The sequence below is a fragment of the Pontibacter silvestris genome, assembly GCF_020907275.1.
GTDB lineage: Bacteria > Bacteroidota > Bacteroidia > Cytophagales > Hymenobacteraceae > Pontibacter > Pontibacter silvestris.
This window is the reverse complement of the sequence record NZ_JAJJWI010000011.1, coordinates 1-18,490: the sequence shown is the minus strand read 5'-3', so window position 1 is coordinate 18,490 and position 18,490 is coordinate 1. Positions and strand designations below refer to the sequence as shown.

Sequence of the window (18,490 nt, the reverse complement as noted above, 5' to 3'; positions counted from 1 at the left end):
ATACGAACTATTGTAGCCTTGTTTACACATTAGGCAGACTTTTATTTAAGTATTGCTCTGGATATAACAAGCTTTTGTATCTCACTTGTTCCCTCGCCAATGGTGCAAAGCTTTGCGTCGCGGTAATATTTCTCTGCAGGATAGTCTTTTGTGAACCCGTAACCACCAAAAATCTGTACAGCCTCGTTTGCTACTCTTACCGATATCTCTGAGGCATAATACTTTGCCATAGCCGATTCTTTGTTTACATCTAAGCCGCGGTTTTTCATATCTGCTGCCTGGTAAGTTAATAAAGAAGCTGCTTCTATTTCTGTTGCCATGTCTGCCAGTTTAAAAGCAATACCCTGAAAACCGGAGATAGGTTGGTTAAACTGGTGACGTTCTTTTGAGTAAGCTAAAGCTGCCTCAAAAGCACCCTGTGCTATACCCAAAGAAAGGGCCGCTATCGAGATACGGCCACCGTCCAATACTTTCATAGCTTGTACAAAGCCTTCTCCTACATTACCTATTACCTGGTCTTTATGAATGCGGCAATCCTCAAAAACAAGCTCAGTTGTTTCAGAGGCTCGCATGCCAAGTTTGTCTTCTTTACGGCCAGCGCTAAAACCAGAAGTGCCTTTCTCTATTATAAAGGCTGTCATACTATGGGCATCGCCTGCTTCACCTGTTCTTACAATAACCACTGCCACATTGCCGGACTTGCCATGAGTTATAAAATTTTTAGCACCATTTATAATCCAGAAGTCTCCATCTTGTACTGCAACAGTGCGCATGTTGCCTGCATCAGACCCGGTGTTTGGTTCGGTCAAACCCCAGGCTCCAATCCATTCTGCTGTCGCTAGCTTAGGTAAATACTGCTGCTTTTGTTCTTCATTTCCGAACTGTAAGATATGCCCGGTACAGAGAGAGTTGTGAGCTGCCATGGAAAGTCCGATAGAGGCATCTGTTTTGGCTAGCTCTGCAATGGCGGTAACGTATTCAATATAGCCAAAGCCAGAGCCACCGTATTGTGACGGTACCAGTACGCCCATCAGACCTGACTCGCCGAGTTGCTTAAAAACTTCCACCGGAAACTCCTGGCTCTCGTCCCAGTCGCGCATGTAAGGCTTAATATGCTTTGCACCAAAATCACGGACCATATCTGCAATTAAGCGTTGGTTTTCTGTTGTTTTGAATTCCATGGTAGTTCTGAAGCTTTTGCTACATCTGAAGGTTGTGGTAGTATGATTATGTAGGATCAACTACGAACTCAGCCTAACAGTTGTTTTTTGTATATTGTTAAATCTATATTGATCTGTGCAGTTTAATATTTCGTATGCATGAATACATATTATAATGCCTGTTCTTGCCTGGGCACGTATTTTGATGGAGTGTATTAATTGTGTTATTTTGAATGTAAATGCACTACTAAGCTGGCCGTGGTTAATTACGATCAGCAAATCTTTATTTTGCACATCATGATGGAGTTTTTTAAGAACTTGTTTAGAGGAAGTAATACTGTAGAAGATTCTTTCAGCGCATTGGAGGTTGATATGCATTCACATATACTTCCTGGCTTAGATGATGGTGCAGATAGCCTGGAACGTTCGCTGGAGCTGGTGTTAGCCATGAAAGAACTGGGCTACCGTAAACTCATCATGACGCCACACATTATGAGTGATTTTTACCAGAACACTCCCGATGGAATACGGGAGCGACTGGAACTGTTACGTACCGCAGTAGACGGAACAGGCATAAAAATAGAGCTTGCTTGTGCTGCTGAAAATTACCTGGATGAGGGTTTGCTGCAAAAACTGAATAATGGGGAAGAACTACTAACCTTCGGAGACAACTACCTGCTTTTCGAAACCTCTTTCATGAATGAGCCTCTCAACCTGAAAGAAGCCATCTTCAGGATGCGTGCCAGAGGGTATACTCCTGTGCTGGCTCATCCGGAGCGTTATACTTACTTTTATGGTAAGTTCAATGAATTGGTAGCGTTAAAGGAGCTTGGTGTTCTTTTTCAACCCAATCTAAACTCTTTAGTCGGTTATTATTCAGCAGGTGCAAAAGATATGGCAGAGCGGCTTGTGGATGAAGGGTTGGTTGATTTCCTGGGTTCTGATGCCCATGGCCTCAAACATACTGATTCACTAAAGAAAGTGCTAAAGTGTAAGTATCTGTCTAAGGCATTAGCGTTGCCAGTGCTTAATAGTAAACTTTAAAATCCTCCTAAGTTTAAACTCCTCTTATAATATGATATTTGTAACAGGCGGCAGTGGCCTGATCGGCAGCTTTTTGATTGAAGGGCTTGTGCAGCAGGGGCATTGTGTAAGGGCACTCTACCGGGAGCAGGTGCCTGTTTTGCCTGGGGGCGATCAGGTAGAGTGGCTGGAAGGCGATGTTCTGGACCCTGTTTTGCTGAGAAAAGCTTTACAGGAAGTGCGCTATGTGTTCCATTGCGCAGGGCTTGTTTCTTATGCACCACAAGATGAAGCATTGCTGAAGCAGATAAACATAGAGGGTACAGCCAATATCGTAGATGCCTGTATAGAGGCTGGAGACATTAAACTGTGCCATGTAAGCTCTATTGCAGCAATAGGCCGCTCTAAAGGAGAAAACTTGCTCACCGAGAAGAATAAATGGGATGCAGCTGAAGATCACTCGGCCTATGCCAGCTCAAAATATTGGGGAGAGCTGGAAGTGTGGCGGGGTGTGGCAGAAGGGCTCAGCGCTGTAATCGTAAATCCGTCTGTAGTGTTAGGGCCTGCTGACTGGAGCCGGAGCAGTACACAGTTGTTTAAATACGTTTTTAATGAAAACTCTTTTTACACAGTCGGTAGCGCAAACTTTGTAGATGTCCGGGATGTAGTGGAAGCAATGTTGCGCTTAACTTTTTCGGATATCTCTGGAGAAAGATTTATATTAAATGCCGGACAGCTTTCTTACAAAGAGTTCTTTGAGGAGGCTGCTGCCTGCTTTGGGAAAAAAGCACCCGCTGTTAAAGTGCCTCCGGTAATAGCGGAGGTGGTGTGGCGCCTGGAGCATATGCGTGCCTGGTTTACAGGTGGCCGGCCGCTCATTACAAAAGATACAGCACGAGTAGCAGGAAAGAGCCATTTGTTTCAAAGTGATAAAGTGCAGGAAGCCATTGGTTTACAATTCAGGGCGCTTTCTGATACAATTTCCTGGAGCTGCAGACAGCTTCAGGAGGCAAACAAAGGTGCCTCAAAACCGGCTGTATAGTGCCTGTGACTAAACTATTTGCACGGTTAAAATGTAGTATGACAAAGGCTGTTTATAGCAGCTGGTTGGATATTGGAGATGAAAGAAAACTTTGAAGAACACAGCGAAGAGCTGGAACTGATACAGCGTTTCGAGCAGATGCTCGGAAGTAACGAGACCGTATTTTTCGATCTTAATGATTTTGAGTTTATAATAGACCATTATACCGCTAATTTTGAATATAAAAAGGCTTTAGCCGCATGCGACTCAGCCATTGCCCAATACCCTTTTTCTACAGAGCTTTTAATTGATAAAGCGCAGTTGCTGGCTATGTCCGGCAGCTTTGATGATGCGCTTATGTTAATAAACCAGGTAGCTGATGTGGAGCCGGAGAATCCGGATGTAATGCTGACCAGAGGTATCATTTTCACGCAGCGCGGTGAGTATCGGGATGCTATCGGTTATTTTAAAAAAGCCTTGGCTTTTGCGGAAGATCGGGATGACATTTTCTTCAACATTGGTTTAGCTTACCAAAGCTGGGGTAAGTTAAGCTCAGCTATTAAGTACTATAAAAAGTGTATAGCGCTGAATCTGGAAAACGAAGCAGCCATGCAGGAAATTATCTACTGTATGGATATTACCGGAAGTATGAAAGAGCATCTTTCTTTTTTCCAGGAGTTTGTGGATAATGATCCTTATTCAGATGTAGCATGGTTTAACCTGGGGAATGTATATAATAAAATAGGTGCTTACGATAAGGCTATTGCTGCTTACGACTATGCAACCATTATAAAGCCAAGCTTTGTTACAGCTTACAATAACATGGCTAATGCTTATGTTTTTATAGGCGAGTACAGTAAAGCTATCGAGGCTTTCAATGCTATGATAGAGCATGACACTCCCTCGGCAGAAGTTTACTGCAACATAGGCGAATGCTATGAAAAGTTACAGCACTGGGACCTTGCCAGGCGCTATTACCAAAAGTCCATAGACCTTGATCCGGAAATGGATGAGGCTTGGTTTGGTATAGGCGTTATTCTGGATGCGCAGGGCAAATGGTATGAGGCGGTACATTTTTTTAAGAAAGCTGTTAACCTGTACGACGATAGCCCTGAATACTGGATAGCCCTGGCCGCAGCAGAATATCATGTAGGTCATGTGGTGTCGGCACTGGAAAGCTATGAGCGTGCCGCGGAAATTCAGCCTGGCGATAAAAATATTTATCTTAACTGGTCCATTATACTTTACGAACAAGGTAATTTTGAGGAGGCTATCGATATCATACTGAATGCAATAGAGCTTCAGCCTAAAGAAGCAGAGCTGTATTACAGGGCGTGTGCCTATATGCTTTCGGCAGGAAAATATAGAGAAGCATACAATTATCTGGAAAATGCATTAATTTTGGACTTCGACAAGCACAAGTTGCTGTTTGAGTTCTTTCCAGAACTGGAGTCACAACGTGCTTTATCCAGATTAATTGATCAGTATCGTAAGTAAATTTAAATGAACTACACGCTTAACAACCTCCCGGAACGCGACGCTAAACCACGTGATAAAGGTTATACTATGGCCATGGACAAGGGCCTGAGCATAAGAGAGGTAGAAGACTTACTAGAAGTTGCCGGAGAGTATATAGACATTGTAAAGCTAGGCTGGTCGACCTCATATGTGGTGCCTAACCTAAAAGGAAAGCTGGATGCTTACAGAAGTGCCGGCATACCTGTTTATTTTGGCGGTACGCTGTTCGAGGCTTTTATTGTGCGTGATCAGTTTGATGATTATCGTCGTGTGCTGGATAAGTACGAGATGACATTTGCAGAAGTATCAGATGGTTCTATCGAACTGGATCATGATCAGAAATGCGAATACATCCAAAAACTTGCCGAACAGGTAACAGTGCTTTCAGAAGTTGGATCTAAAGATGCCGAAAAAATAATTCCTCCTTATAAGTGGATTAAGCTTATGCAGGAAGAATTAGATGCCGGTGCTTGGAAAGTGATTGGGGAGGCCCGTGAAGGAGGTAACGTTGGGTTGTTCAGATCAACCGGAGAGGTCAGAAGCGGTCTGGTAGAGGAGATTCTGACTAAAATTCCTTTTGAAAAAATTATTTGGGAGGCTCCACAGAAAGAACAGCAGGTGTGGTTTATTAAACTATTGGGAGCAAATGTTAACCTTGGTAATATTGCGCCGAGTGAGGTTATTCCTTTGGAAACAATCCGTTTAGGCTTGCGTGGTGATACCTTTACACACTTCCTTAATATGGAAAAACCATGTTAGGAATTGGTTAAATATTAATAGATATCAATATAAAACTATAAATTGCCCGTTGGTGTACCCAAACGGGCAATTTTCATTGTGAGTATCGCAGAAGAAGTGTAAACCATTGTTATAGTACATGAAAAACAGATCGCTTAGAGAAAACCTATTGCTATTTGCTAAAGGTGCGGCCATGGGAGCTGCCGATGTAGTGCCGGGTGTATCAGGAGGTACAATTGCCTTTATTACTGGTATTTACGAAGAATTGCTTGGGTCTATACGCTCCGTTAATGGTGAGGCTATAAAGCTGTTGTTGCGCTTTAACCTGGCAGGTTTCTGGCGCCATATCAACGGGAATTTTTTAGTAGTACTGTTGGCTGGCATTGGGTTTTCTGTTGCATCGCTGGCAAGGGTTATTCTATACCTTCTGGAGAATTACCCGGAGATGCTGTGGTCGTTCTTTTTCGGACTGATAGTAGCCTCTGCACTGGTTGTAGGTAAAAACATAACCCGCTGGACTGCTGGTGTAGTGGTGGCCGGCTTAATAGGAGTTGCCCTGGCTTATTATATAACAGTGGCAACTCCTGCACAGACACCGGAAGCACTTCGGTTTATATTTTTATCGGGTGCCATAGCTATCTGCGCCATGATCTTGCCAGGCATATCGGGTAGCTTTATCCTGGTGTTGTTAGGCAAATATGAATATATACTTGGCGCAGTTAGAGACCTGAGAGCTGAGGTAATAGCTGTGTTCGGTGTGGGCTGCATAACAGGTATCCTTATTTTCTCGCATGTACTTAACTGGATGTTACAGAGGTATCATAACCTTACTGTCGCCTTGCTGACAGGCTTTATGGTGGGGTCGTTAAATAAGGTGTGGCCTTGGAAGAAGACAACAGAAACATACACCGATAGCCATGGTGTGGCAAAACCCCTGTTGCAAGACAATATATTGCCTGGTGATTATACAGCGCTTACGGGGCAAGAGTCTTACTTAACCTATGCCATTATTCTGGCTGTACTAGGCTTTCTGCTGGTTTACCTGGTAGACCGCTTTACAAGCGACAATACAGCAAAAGTTTAAAGAGTGGTAGCATAATAGTAAACCTATAGGCTATTTATATCTTGAAAGCAAGAAGTTAAGCTTAATAGGGGCTTAAGTAATCATTAAAATTAATTAAAGCCAATGCGGAAGTTCGGACTCATAGGAAAGAAACTTGGTCATTCATTCTCTAAAAAGTTCTTTACAGAAAAGTTTGCAAAGGAAGATATAACCGATGCACAGTATGAACTATATGAGTTAGCAGAAATAGATGCACTTAAAGAACTGCTGGCACAGGAGCCGGAACTAATGGGGCTTAATGTAACGGTGCCTTACAAAGAGCAGGTAATACCACTGTTAAATGAATTGGATGAGGCTGCAGCAAGTGTTGGAGCCGTGAATACCATCAGGATCAGCAATGGCAGAACCAAAGGGTACAACACAGACTATATAGGTTTTAAAGAAAGCCTGGAAGAGTTTTATCCGCTGGAAGAAAGAATTAAAGCGTTGGTTTTAGGAACCGGAGGTGCTGCGAAAGCTGTTTGGGCTGCGCTCAAAGCTCTGGACATAAGCTTTACCTGTGTATCTCGCAGCCCAGCTGAGAATGAACTTTCTTACGAGACTCTAACCGCAGAACTGTTACAGGATTATAATCTGATTGTTAATACTACTCCACTGGGTATGTTGCCTAATGTAGATACCGCGCCTCCTCTGCCTTATCATGCGCTTACTGCTAAGCATTACCTGTATGACCTGGTATATAATCCTGAGGAAACTCTGTTCCTTAAAAAAGGTGTAGAAGTAGGAGCAAAAACAGTGAACGGATTGCCAATGCTTTACCGCCAAGCTATAGCTGCCTGGGACATCTGGAACTCATCAGAACAAGCTAATGCATTGCCATAAGGAAAATATTTTAAGTTAGTACATAAGGTGTTCTTGCTATAGTAAGCTAGTGAAATGGCTTTATAATCAGAAATATAGTTTTTATACAGCTTAGCCTTGTGCAACTTTTTACTGTGCTGTTTCCGTAAAAGACGAAAAATTAGTACAAGTTTATTATGGCACAGCTAAACTCAATAAAACAGAAAACGCACGAATTAAATACTGAAGTATATGCACTTTACCTGGCGTACCGTGATAGTCGTGTGAAATGGTATGTGCGGCTGCTATTGGCTGTTGCTATCAGCTATGCTGTTAGCCCTATAGATTTTATTCCGGATTTAACGGCCGTATTTGGTTTTTTAGATGACATTGTAGTGGTCGCTTTAGGTTTAAACATTTCGTACCAGTTGCTTTCAAAAAATGTGCTGGGGCATGCACGGCTGCAAGCCTTTGAAGAAATGAGTGCCTCTGGTGAGCACATTGCTGATGCGTATAAGATTATAGGTTATGTTTGGGCAATTGCTTTTGCTGTGCTGGCACTGGTGTTATATAAGTTTTTGCACATGAGTATGTTCTAATCTAAAACTTATCATACATAGTATTAAAGTTTAAAGGAAAACGTGAAAGCCTCTCATTTGAGAGGCTTTCACGTTTTATGCCTGTAGAAATATGTGCCAAAATCTTATAGCATATTAAATATCTGGAACTTGTTCTGTTGCCTCATAAGCTTATCTCTTTATGTAACTGTTTTATTAACAGAAAAGTAGCCTGATAATATTTTAGTTTTTAGAGGACGTTGATCTAAAACATTCATAGTATTTTCATAAATTAGATATGGCTTTTTGCATTCATTAGAGAAGTATAAAAAGTCTGAATTTTTTAAATCGCTTGCAACCATTGTATCTAAAAAGGAATCATAGTGGTGTGTAAGGCATTAATAGGCAGCGCTTGAAGCTTTTTACTAAACCAAAGTCAGACGAGGAGAAACTCATAGAAGGGTGCATCGCAGGTAAGCGTGAGATGCAACGGCTTCTCTATGACCTCCACAGTAAAAAGATGATGCTAGTCTGCCTACGCTATGCCCCCACTACTTTTGAGGCTGAAGATATTATGCAAGATGCTTTTGTGAAGGTGTTCTCCAATATTCAAAACTTTAAACGGGACTGCCCGTTGGAATTTTGGATACGAAGAATAGTGGTTAACACGGCATTAAAACACTTAAGGAGCAAGCAGTTGCTTACTGTTTCGCACGAAACGGAAGAAGTGACAAATATTAGCTCAAACGATGTGAACCTGACGGGCTACAGTTTAGATGAGCTTCTTAGCATGATTCAAAGCCTGGCACCACGATACCAGATGGTTTTTAATTTATATGCCATTGAGGGCTATAACCACAAAGAAATAGGCGAAATGCTGGGTATTTCTGAGGGAACATCCAAATCGCAGTATTCACGAGCCAGAGCCATACTACAAGGTATGCTTACACGGCAAGATAAAACATATAACGAGCATGTCATCAGCAGCTAACGATAAGCGCGGGCCAAGTGAGGAAGAATTCCAGCGCCGCATGCACGACGCTGAGGCCAAACCTTCTCCGGATCTCTGGGCACGGATTGATCATGAACTTACCGTACAGGAGAGTAAACATTACAAAGGGCGTATGGTGTTGTACAGGCAATTAGCCGCAGCCTGTTTTGTCCTTTTTATACTGGCTGGCGCGCTGTTTACATTTAACTTTAATAACGAGAACATTATTGATGAAACAGTAGCCTCAGTTAAAAATGCAACCATACAGTCGCCACAATCAGATGCTTTGGCCACGGACAGAAAGGCTGAGAACACAACATCCATAGTTTCCATAGAGCCAGATGTTATAGAAAAAGCTTTAGCGGCGCAAGGGATAGAGGTAAATAAAACAGCAAGCGTTACACATGCCTCTGTAGTGCCTGAAGCTACCGAGGCAGCAGAGAGCTTAATGGCGCATACTGCTTTCGATAAGAAGCACAAAAGCAAGTTTGACATAGCAACAGTAGCTGAGGCAGATAACGACAGGGAAGCTGTTTTAAGAAGGGCTTCTGCATTGGCAAAATCAGGTAGTGTAGGTGCAGATGTGGAAGATGTTGCGCTAAAGGCAGGTACAGTATTTAAATCGCTACAGCCTTTCTACCAGACAGCGCGCCAGGCTATGGTTTCCGTATCTGTGCCGTATAAGAATGTAGCAGGTAGCACTAAATCTGTGCAATCGCTGGTGATTAACCCTTCTGTTTTAGATATGATGCCAAAGCAGCGCCATGAGCTAAAAGAGCAGGGTAATACCCCCTCAGAGAACCAACAAAAACAAATAGAAGCGTTGGCACTGGCTTTTAATTCTGATCTGCAAGACAAAGAAAACAAGCAACAGCAAGAATCCAGTAAGGAAAAAAGCCGCTGGAGCTTGGGGTTGGCATATGCTCCATCTTTTTTTAACCAGAACATTGGGGTTGGTAGCCAGTCAGCAGGAAGTATAGTAGCTGATTTAAGCAAGTATAGCCTTGCAGCTCCTGCTCTTTCTATGGCTGATGTAGAGTCTGCCAGAAACATGAGCGAAGCACAGGAGGAGTTTGAGCAGAACACTGATCCTGCGTTCTCTTTTGGGGTTGAATTTAAGACTGGTTTCAACCTGTTTAAGAAAGTGAAGTTACTGGCGGGCCTTGGCTTTACCCAAAACTCCTCCCGCTCAAAGTCAAGTTATATTTTAGAGCAGTTCTCTGTTAAACCAAGCACCAATGAGCGCGTCGCGTTAAATCCGTCTACAGTTTTCCTGCCATCGCTCAATAATAACTTTTCTTCAGACTCAGTAAATGTAGCCAAGACAGATGACTTTGAAGTGCGTTACCGTTACCGCCACCTTACTGTGCCTGTTGGGTTGCAGTATGAAGGCAAAATATCAAAAGACTGGTATTGGTACGCTGCCGGAGGTATGTCTGCTAATTTTCTGATAGAAACTTCAATTCTGGCATCAACAAACGAAGTAAAAAACGTGTCTTACGATTTCGAAGATGAGTCACCATTCCGTAAAGTGCAGTTTTCAGGTAACGTTACAGCCGGTGTTGGTAAGAAAATTACTAACTCCGTTTCGGTAATGGTAGGGCCAGAGTACAGAGGATACCTTAATTCACTTCTCGCTGATCCGGATAAGGCGCTGGCTCCACAAGGCAGGCCGTACACGATAGGTTTGAACATGGCAGTAAACTATATGCTGCAACGATAGGTAAACTAGTAGTACATTATTTACTGGTGTATGCAACCATAGGAGCAGGAAGTGAATCATTAAAATAAAAAAAGGCCAATATGCTCATGCATTAACTAAAAGCAATGAAAACGATGCTTGATTCTCTAGCCGCGTATGCGGAGCTTGCTAAGCTAAACCTATCGGGCTGGTATGTGTTATTGGCCTTTCTATTTTTGTCTGTATTGCTTTCTTAGTGATATATCTTATAAATATTAAAGCAATAACCAGGCTGTTTCTTTTCAGGCTATGAAGAAATTCTCCTGTAATTCTGGTAGTAATGTTGGCTCTTACTTAGATTAGAAATTCTTTGTAGGCTTGGGCGTTAAAGCAGTGCTTACAGATACATATTACTTTACATAAGTAGAGATGGTATTAGCTTAGCATATCATAAGTGTTAATAACTACCATATAGGTAATATTTAAATCCTGAATTTATATAGCGGTGTTACACGCTGATTTAATGCTGACAGTTAAAAGATATTATGAAGAGCTTCCTTTATGCTGTATGTTTTTACGTGTGCCTTGCGCTGTTGTTTGTGGGCTGTGTAGAGGATGAACCGCAACCTTCTTATATAAAGGCAGAGGTGGTAGGCCCTGATTGTGAAAGCGGTTGGTACATACTAAATGTTATTAATAAGAATGATGAGGATGCTGAACAAAGTAGAGGGCGTTACCTGGGGCAGATCCGGTCAGGGTACGTAACTACCAACAGCCTGCCTGCAGCTTACCGCCAAGCTGGCTTACAGATAGAAGTTGCTCTGGAGTTAAATGAAAATGAAAGCCCTAGCTGTGTAACAGTGCATATGATGCATCCTGCTGTTGTCGTTAAGCATATTAACTATGCGCCGGTTCTACAAGATTAACAGGCTTAATATAATCAGTTCGTAATTTGTTGTTTTAGGTTGAATGCCGTAGAGCCTGCTGCACATCAGCAGGCTCTACTTTTGGTGGGTACAAAGCCATAAATTGACAAAAGCTAAACTTACAGGAGCTTTTCGATGTTATAGTTTATCTTTACTTTTTGTAAAATTATCGAATGGATTTTCAGCTAACATCAGAATTTCAACCAACAGGCGACCAGCCAAAGGCTATAACGCAACTTACTGAGGGCATTGTCAATGGTGAGCCGGCGCAGGTGCTTTTAGGGGCAACAGGTACAGGTAAAACCTTTACTATGGCCAACGTTATCAAAAACGTAGGTAAGCCTACGCTGGTGCTTTGCCATAATAAAACACTTGCCGCACAGCTGTACGGAGAGTTTAAACAGTTTTTTCCAAACAATGCCGTAGAGTACTTTATCTCTTACTACGATTACTATCAGCCGGAAGCATATATTGCTTCTTCCGATGTTTTTATTGAGAAGGACTTAGCTATTAACGAAGAGATAGAGAAGCTGCGTTTGCATACTACATCTGCTTTGCTTTCTGGCAGGCGCGATGTGGTTGTGGTAGCTTCTGTCTCTTGTATTTATGGTATTGGTAACCCGGAAGAGTTTGGCAAGAATGTACTGCACCTGGCACCGGGGCAGCGTTATAGCCGAAACAACCTGCTGTACGCGTTTGTACAGATACTGTATAGCCGCACCGAAGCAGAGTTTACGCGAGGTACTTTTCGTGTGAAAGGCGATACCGTGGACATCTATCCGGCCTATGCTGACTTTGCTTACCGCCTTTACTTCTTTGGTGATGAACTGGAGGCGATACATCGCATAGATCCGGCTTCCGGTAAGAAACTTTCAGATGAGAAAGCTGTTACTCTTTACCCGGCTAACCTGTTCGTGACTGGCAAAGAGACCCTTAACCAAGCCATACATGAGATACAGTATGACATGGTAGCACAGCACGAGTACTTCCTGAAAGAGGACAGGCCGACTGAGGCAAAACGTATCAAAGAGCGTACAGAGTTTGACCTGGAAATGATCCGGGAACTGGGTTATTGCTCTGGCATTGAAAACTATTCCCGCTATTTCGACCGTCGTTCCCCTGGGTCTAGACCGTTCTGCCTGCTCGACTATTTTCCTGATGATTTTATGATGGTAATAGACGAAAGCCACGTGACTATACCGCAGGTGCGCGCTATGTGGGGCGGAGACCGCTCACGGAAGGTATCGCTGGTAGAGTATGGTTTCCGTTTGCCGGCGGCCATGGATAACCGACCGCTTACTTTTAACGAGTTTGAAAGCCTGATGCACCAGGTAGTATTTGTAAGTGCCACACCCGGAGATTATGAGATTCAGAAATCAGAGGGAGTTATTGTAGAGCAGATTATCAGGCCAACTGGCTTGCTTGATCCGGAAATTGAGATTCGCCCAAGTACAAATCAGGTAGATGATTTACTGGATGAGATTGATGAGCGTATAAAATCTGGTGACAGAGTGCTGGTGACTACGCTAACAAAGCGTATGTCTGAAGAGCTTGCCAAGTACCTCGAAAGGCTCAATATTAAAGTTAAATACCTGCACTCCGAAGTAAAGTCACTTGACCGTGTAGAAATATTACGGGAACTGCGCCTTGGGCTGATTGATGTGCTGATAGGGGTAAACCTGCTGCGTGAAGGGCTTGATCTGCCGGAAGTAAGCTTAGTGGCTATTCTGGATGCCGATAAAGAAGGTTTTTTGCGCGACCAGCGCTCCCTGATACAGACTATGGGACGTGCTGCTCGTAACGAGCGGGGTAAGGTTATTATGTATGCCGACCGCATGACGGGTTCTATGCAGCGTGCCATAGATGAAACAAATCGCCGCCGTGCCACTCAGATGGCTTACAACGAAGAACATGGTATTACGCCTCGTACGGTGCTTAAGTCAACAGGCGAGATATTTGAGCAAACCTCTGTGGCTGATGCTAAGAAGAAAGAGGTAAAAATGTATACTGGCCCGGAAGATATCTCCATTGCAGCAGAGCCTGTTGTGCAGATCATGAAGAGGGAAGAATTAGAAAAACTGATCAAGAAAACAGAAAAGCAGATGGAAGCAGCCGCCAAAGACTTAGACTTTCTGCAAGCCGCCAAATACCGTGATGAATTAGCTGATCTCAGAAAAATACTGAAGGCGAAGCGGGATTAGTATTTACAAGTTACTTATAGATGAATAAAGAGCCGCAGCTGTTCGCAGTTGCGGCTCCTGTGTTTTTAGCGGAGTCAATTCTTAATTGTTTGATGTGTTAGCACTAACCTACTTATGTTTAGGTGGTTTAAAGAAATCTGCTATATTTGGCTATATGTATGGTAAACATTTGTAAGTTAACACTAACAATGACAGAAGAGCAAATACAGCAATTTTTTCAGCGGATTGATAATTTGCAACCTACTACAAAAGCATTGTTTGGGAGAATGAATGCCAACCAGATGGTTTGCCATTGTACAGACCAAATAAGGATGGCCCTTGGGGCTAAGAAAGCAAAGGTGAGTGAAAAAGTAAACCCTGAAGAAATTTTATTGTTAGCCAAAGCAGGAAAGGCAATTCCAACTCCTGAAGGCTTCGGACAATTGGAAGGAGATGGCACAAACCCAACTGATTTCGACCATGATGTGTGGCTATTAAAAGAACATATCACAGCTTTTTCAGAACTTAAAGATAATTTTGAGTATGCACCTCATCCTTACTTGGGACAACTGGATAAAAAGAACTGGAATAATATGGTAACTTACCATCTTAACCATCATCTAAAGCAGTTTGGTGTTTAAAGAATCTGATGCGTTCAAGTTCAAACCTGCTAAAATCATAGCCTAACATCAACCTAAACTATTCATCAATACAATCTAACATGTTTAAAAAGTTTATCCCTTTTGCCATTCCAGCTATCATTGGTCTGTTTTCGGCTTGTCAATCTTCCAACACAGAAAGTACCTCAACTGAGGGAGAGGCAAGCCCTATTACATCAGAAAGTTACAGGGAATATGTATCGGAACTGGCTTCTGATGAGCTGGAAGGAAGAAAGCCATTCACAAATGGCGAAAAGAAAACACTGGCTTACCTGGAGCAAGAGTTTAGAGCGTTGGGCCTAGAGCCAGGCAATGGCGATAGCTATTTACAGGAGGTGCCGATGGTGGAAATTACTACTTCGCCTGCTCCATCCATGACTGTTACCGGAGCTGAAAACTTCGAACTAAAAGGTCTGGAAGATTATGTTATCTGGGCAAGACGTACAGATGAAACAGTGTCCATTTCGCAGGATGAGCTAGTATTTGCAGGCTTTGGTATTGTAGCACCAGAATATAATTGGAACGACTACGCTGGCCTTAATGTGAAAGATAAGGTAGTGGTGGTGCTGGTCAGCGATCCCGGATTTTATGCAGAAGATTCTACTTTCTTCAAAGGTAAAACCATGACCTACTATGGTCGTTGGACTTATAAATATGAGGAAGCAGCAAGGCGAGGAGCAAAAGGCTGCCTTATTGTGCACGATACAGCTCCGGCTGGCTATGGGTTTGATGTGGTACAGAACAATTGGAACGCTTCTAAGCTGTACCTTGATACTAGAGGGAACGAAACTTATAGATGTGCTATGGAAGGTTGGGTAACGAAGCCTGTGGCTGAGAAACTGTTTGCCGCTGCAGGAATAGATTATCAGACAGCGCTTAATAACGCTACAAAACCAGGCTTTCAGTCAAAATCCATAAACCTGAAAGTTAGCACCAGCATGACGGCCGCTATAAAGTATGATAGGTCTTATAATGCAATTGCTAAAATCACAGGCTCAGAAAGGCCAGATGAAGCTATTATTTATTCTGCCCATTGGGACCACCTTGGCATTGGCAAAGCAGACGAAAAAGGAGACAGTATTTATAACGGTGCCGTAGATAATGCCAGTGGTGTAGCGGCTCTGTTAGAGTTGGCTAAAGCTTTTAAAGCGCAGCCTCAGCAACCGGAGAGAAGCGTAGTGTTTCTTTCTGTTACAGCCGAAGAGCAAGGTTTATGGGGCTCTGCTTACTATGCGGAAAATCCGGTTTTTCCGAAAGAAAAAATAGTGGCAGACATCAACATGGATATGTTTATCCCATCTGGCAAGACGAAAGACATTGTGCTGGTAGGAATGGGACAGTCGGAACTGGAAGACATATTAGCAGAAGAGGCTTCCAAAGTAGGCCGCTATATAGCTGCTGAGGCTACACCGGAAGCCGGCCTGTATTACCGTTCAGATCACTTCAACTTTGCTAAGATTGGAGTTCCGGCAATGTTCACTGCCGCAGGAATAGACGATACAGAAAAAGGGAAAGAATACGGCAAAAAGCTGCAGGAAGATTATGTGGCTAATTACTACCACAAACCAACTGACGAGGTAACAGCTGACTGGAAAACGGAGGGTGCCGTAGAAGACATCAAGCTTTTGTTCAACGTGGGCAAACGCCTTGCTTTCTCAGAAGAGTGGCCAAGCTGGAAGTCGGGCTCAGAATTCAAATCAGTAAGAGAGGCTTATAAAAAGTAAGCCTTAAGTTGGGCTCATTCTCAAAGCTGCTCCTGTTCTTATATAGGAGCAGCTTTTCTTTTGTAGATAAAATGCCTGAGAATAAATATTGCATCCTATATTCGCAATCTTAAAGTGTGATGTATGGCTTTTCCTTTTTCTGATACCTTCCGCTTTCGAAATGGTACACCTGTGGATGCTGAGCTACTGACCGACCTGGGCTGGGTGACATTCGACGAAACCTTTGCTGCATATAATAAACCGGAAGACATGGCAGCTTTCCGGCCTACCATGTACAGCGCTGAACTACAAGCCGCTGAATTAGCTGATCCTGAAACAGAATTCATCATAGCAGAAGTTGAGGGGAAAGCAGTAGCTTATATTAAGCTTACTGCAGGTAATGCTCCGGAAACCATTACAGCGAAGAATCCGCTTCAGATTAGTCGTCTTTACCTATTACAGCAGTGGACAGGCAAAGGTTTAGGCGATATGCTAATGCAGCTAAGCCTGAATATAGCACAGCAGCATAACCATGATGTCGTGTGGCTAACTGTGTGGGAGCACAATACCCGGGCTTACCGCTTCTATCAAAAATATGGTTTCAGAGAGGTAGGAGAACTGGAGTTTATTCTTGGTCAGGATGTGCAGCGAGACCTATATATGCAGCGGGAAATCTATAAATAAGCATTACGCTTGTTTATAGATTTCTTTCAATTTTTATCTTTCTATAACCTGCTTCTAATATCTAGCATTTTATTTGAGCTTCTACACATTCTGGCGTAGGTAAGCAAAAGAAAACATCAGCAAAAATTGTTTCAGTGCAGGCTTATGCACCTCTTAGAAAGTACTCGAGTTTTAGCATTCAATTTTCTAGAGAAAGTCTCAACATTCATTGCCTTAAATGATGCTAATGTTAACTAATTGATCCCTTTCATTATCTCCTTAAGTGACTTTTCTGGTGATGTAGTGATTTAGTAAGAAGAGTAGCTTTTTAGACAATGGGCACTAAACCTGCCTCACTCTCGGAATGGAGCAAGGACAGGTTTTAATGCTTTTTCATAGTTCTATATAGGTAGATAAGGAGTTGTAGCGGAAGCAGTCTTGCTGCTTTGTGAATATAAGAGCCTCCTTACCAGCAAAAGGTTGCATGGGTAAGTCTTTTTTCTTTTTGCTAAAAGCAGTAATAAGCTTTTTCTCATTGGTCCTAAGAGCCTGCTAATAGGTTTGTTTCTTTATGATGGCAGTTTTACAAACATAATTAACAAAAGGATAAAATATCACTGCCTGAATTAGTTACTGATCCTTTGGTAAAATACAGACGTTATAGCGGAATTGCTGCTGATGATTGATCCAGATAATTAAGCTCTTAACAATAAAATTAAGTAGCTCTACTTCTGGTTATAGAGGAATTGAATATTAAAGGTAACTAATATTGAGCGAACATAGTATAGTGTAGACCTAGTTGAGATAGGTATTAGTAATTGTAAGAAATTGATATTAAATTTACTTTTAATTCAATGGTTGTTACACAATCGTTTGTTAGGAAATTGCAATTTTTATTTGCCTTACTAAGATGCCTGTATTTCAGTATTGTAGATAGGTAATGATACGAATTTGTGTTTTTGTTAATTTTTATTAATAGTATGTTAATATTATTGTAATTTTTTAACTAAATAGTATTTATGGACCGGGAAATATTATTTGAAATATATAACGTATTTCTTTAGTCTTGTAAACTTATAATCCAATTTTTGCGTAGTTTAGTGTCATAAAAGATATAAGTTTAATTCACTTAACCAAAAGACACTTTTTTCTGCGACAGACATTGTTGTAGAAAGTAAGGTGCTTTAGTTAAGTCTGTTTTTAATTCTCTGTAACGATATGGAAGCTACAATTTTTAGAGACTAATTTTTTGTTTATGAAGTATGTTCCTGCACCTTCCAATAAATCAGAACGTCTTAAAGGACTGCTTCCATATCAAACATCGGACTCTGGTCGTGTAACTTTTTTTGACATCGTTGTGAGGTTTGCTGCTCACCTTTCCAGTGGTCCTTTTTTGTTTACAACTATAGTTGAGTGGTTTAAAACTAAAGTAGATACAAGATCAAAAAATGTTTCTGGAGAAGCACCTGCTAACGGTGAAACAGTTTTGGAAAGAGAACAGGTTGTTGAAGGTGCTTCAGAAGTTAAATATTTTAGAAAGAACAACTTTTCAGTAAAGGAGTCTGGTATGCAATTTTATGATGGGTTTCCGCTATATAGCTTAAAAGAGAGCGAGTCCGATAACGGAAGCCTAAAGCTAGTTAAGACTGAGAAAGAGCAAAGAGCTGAAGGGCAAAGTGTTAATAAGTTAGAATTCAATAAGCTTGCTAATTCGTCTCTTAAACCAAGTGAGCCCGTGCTTAGTGCTGGGAGTTTATGGCTTGAGAC

General features: G+C 42.1%; 16 protein-coding genes. 15 read left to right on the top strand and 1 reads right to left on the bottom strand.

The features are described 5' to 3' along the window. Positions 1 to 41: 41 nt before the first annotated feature. Complete coding sequence (locus LN995_RS11425; RefSeq protein WP_229961204.1) at positions 42 to 1,181, bottom strand: acyl-CoA dehydrogenase family protein; 1,140 nt, start codon at positions 1,179 to 1,181, stop codon at positions 42 to 44. 276 nt (positions 1,182 to 1,457) lie between these two features. Here LN995_RS11425 and LN995_RS11420 point away from each other — a divergent pair, with 276 nt between their 5' ends. The 15 genes from LN995_RS11420 to LN995_RS11350 form a co-directional block, all read left to right on the top strand. Next, positions 1,458 to 2,204 (top strand): tyrosine-protein phosphatase, encoded by a 747-nt coding sequence (locus LN995_RS11420; protein WP_229961203.1) that lies wholly within the window; start codon positions 1,458 to 1,460, stop codon positions 2,202 to 2,204. Between the two features lie 31 nt (positions 2,205 to 2,235). Continuing rightward, positions 2,236 to 3,225: an NAD-dependent epimerase/dehydratase family protein gene (locus LN995_RS11415; protein ID WP_229961202.1), complete on the top strand. Its 990-nt coding sequence runs from the start codon at positions 2,236 to 2,238 to the stop codon at positions 3,223 to 3,225. 78 nt (positions 3,226 to 3,303) lie between these two features. Further along, complete coding sequence (locus LN995_RS11410) at positions 3,304 to 4,701, top strand: tetratricopeptide repeat protein (RefSeq protein WP_229961201.1); 1,398 nt, start codon at positions 3,304 to 3,306, stop codon at positions 4,699 to 4,701. 6 nt (positions 4,702 to 4,707) lie between these two features. Then, positions 4,708 to 5,481 (top strand): phosphosulfolactate synthase, encoded by a 774-nt coding sequence (locus LN995_RS11405; protein WP_229961200.1) that lies wholly within the window; start codon positions 4,708 to 4,710, stop codon positions 5,479 to 5,481. A gap of 118 nt (positions 5,482 to 5,599) precedes the next feature. Beyond that, complete coding sequence (locus LN995_RS11400) at positions 5,600 to 6,544, top strand: DUF368 domain-containing protein (RefSeq protein WP_229961199.1); 945 nt, start codon at positions 5,600 to 5,602, stop codon at positions 6,542 to 6,544. A 102-nt stretch (positions 6,545 to 6,646) separates the two neighbouring features. Then, on the top strand, positions 6,647 to 7,405 hold the full coding sequence (locus LN995_RS11395; RefSeq protein WP_229961198.1) for a shikimate dehydrogenase family protein: 759 nt from the start codon (positions 6,647 to 6,649) through the stop codon (positions 7,403 to 7,405). A 155-nt stretch (positions 7,406 to 7,560) separates the two neighbouring features. Continuing rightward, complete coding sequence (locus tag LN995_RS11390; RefSeq protein ID WP_229961197.1) at positions 7,561 to 7,962, top strand: YkvA family protein; 402 nt, start codon at positions 7,561 to 7,563, stop codon at positions 7,960 to 7,962. A gap of 370 nt (positions 7,963 to 8,332) precedes the next feature. Then, the gene (locus LN995_RS11385) at positions 8,333 to 8,911 is read left to right on the top strand and encodes an RNA polymerase sigma factor (protein WP_229961196.1); all 579 of its coding nucleotides are present in this window, start codon (positions 8,333 to 8,335) and stop codon (positions 8,909 to 8,911) included. Continuing rightward, the gene (locus LN995_RS11380; protein WP_229961195.1) at positions 8,895 to 10,634 is read left to right on the top strand and encodes a PorT family protein; all 1,740 of its coding nucleotides are present in this window, start codon (positions 8,895 to 8,897) and stop codon (positions 10,632 to 10,634) included. The genes LN995_RS11385 and LN995_RS11380 overlap by 17 nt, the downstream gene beginning before the upstream one ends. Before the next feature lie 503 nt (positions 10,635 to 11,137). Further along, positions 11,138 to 11,518, top strand: a complete 381-nt coding sequence (locus LN995_RS11375; protein WP_229961194.1) for a hypothetical protein — start codon at positions 11,138 to 11,140, stop codon at positions 11,516 to 11,518. Between the two features lie 173 nt (positions 11,519 to 11,691). Then, positions 11,692 to 13,719 (top strand): excinuclease ABC subunit UvrB, encoded by a 2,028-nt coding sequence (gene uvrB / locus LN995_RS11370; RefSeq protein WP_229961193.1) that lies wholly within the window; start codon positions 11,692 to 11,694, stop codon positions 13,717 to 13,719. Positions 13,720 to 13,907: 188 nt separating this feature from the next. Continuing rightward, on the top strand, positions 13,908 to 14,339 hold the full coding sequence (locus LN995_RS11365; RefSeq protein ID WP_229961192.1) for a DUF1569 domain-containing protein: 432 nt from the start codon (positions 13,908 to 13,910) through the stop codon (positions 14,337 to 14,339). A gap of 80 nt (positions 14,340 to 14,419) precedes the next feature. After that, the gene (locus LN995_RS11360) at positions 14,420 to 16,081 is read left to right on the top strand and encodes a M28 family metallopeptidase (protein ID WP_229961191.1); all 1,662 of its coding nucleotides are present in this window, start codon (positions 14,420 to 14,422) and stop codon (positions 16,079 to 16,081) included. 123 nt (positions 16,082 to 16,204) lie between these two features. Then, a complete protein-coding gene (locus LN995_RS11355; RefSeq protein ID WP_229961190.1) occupies positions 16,205 to 16,744 on the top strand; it encodes a GNAT family N-acetyltransferase in 540 nt (179 codons plus the stop codon). A 1,234-nt stretch (positions 16,745 to 17,978) separates the two neighbouring features. Continuing rightward, positions 17,979 to 18,490 (top strand): hypothetical protein (locus tag LN995_RS11350; RefSeq protein WP_229961189.1); only part of this gene is annotated, 512 nt, incomplete at its 3' end.

Bases quoted from the DNA above. Each gene is read 5' to 3' on its own strand.
- LN995_RS11425 (WP_229961204.1), bottom strand. From the start codon at position 1,181: ATGGAATTCAAAACAACAGAAAACCAACGCTTAATTGCAGATATGGTC.
- LN995_RS11420 (WP_229961203.1), top strand. From the start codon at position 1,458: ATGATGGAGTTTTTTAAGAACTTGTTTAGAGGAAGTAATACTGTAGAA.
- LN995_RS11415 (WP_229961202.1), top strand. From the start codon at position 2,236: ATGATATTTGTAACAGGCGGCAGTGGCCTGATCGGCAGCTTTTTGATT.
- LN995_RS11410 (WP_229961201.1), top strand. From the start codon at position 3,304: ATGAAAGAAAACTTTGAAGAACACAGCGAAGAGCTGGAACTGATACAG.
- LN995_RS11405 (WP_229961200.1), top strand. From the start codon at position 4,708: ATGAACTACACGCTTAACAACCTCCCGGAACGCGACGCTAAACCACGT.
- LN995_RS11400 (WP_229961199.1), top strand. From the start codon at position 5,600: ATGAAAAACAGATCGCTTAGAGAAAACCTATTGCTATTTGCTAAAGGT.
- LN995_RS11395 (WP_229961198.1), top strand. From the start codon at position 6,647: ATGCGGAAGTTCGGACTCATAGGAAAGAAACTTGGTCATTCATTCTCT.
- LN995_RS11390 (WP_229961197.1), top strand. From the start codon at position 7,561: ATGGCACAGCTAAACTCAATAAAACAGAAAACGCACGAATTAAATACT.
- LN995_RS11380 (WP_229961195.1), top strand. From the start codon at position 8,895: ATGTCATCAGCAGCTAACGATAAGCGCGGGCCAAGTGAGGAAGAATTC.
- LN995_RS11375 (WP_229961194.1), top strand. From the start codon at position 11,138: ATGAAGAGCTTCCTTTATGCTGTATGTTTTTACGTGTGCCTTGCGCTG.
- uvrB (WP_229961193.1), top strand. From the start codon at position 11,692: ATGGATTTTCAGCTAACATCAGAATTTCAACCAACAGGCGACCAGCCA.
- LN995_RS11365 (WP_229961192.1), top strand. From the start codon at position 13,908: ATGACAGAAGAGCAAATACAGCAATTTTTTCAGCGGATTGATAATTTG.
- LN995_RS11360 (WP_229961191.1), top strand. From the start codon at position 14,420: ATGTTTAAAAAGTTTATCCCTTTTGCCATTCCAGCTATCATTGGTCTG.
- LN995_RS11355 (WP_229961190.1), top strand. From the start codon at position 16,205: ATGGCTTTTCCTTTTTCTGATACCTTCCGCTTTCGAAATGGTACACCT.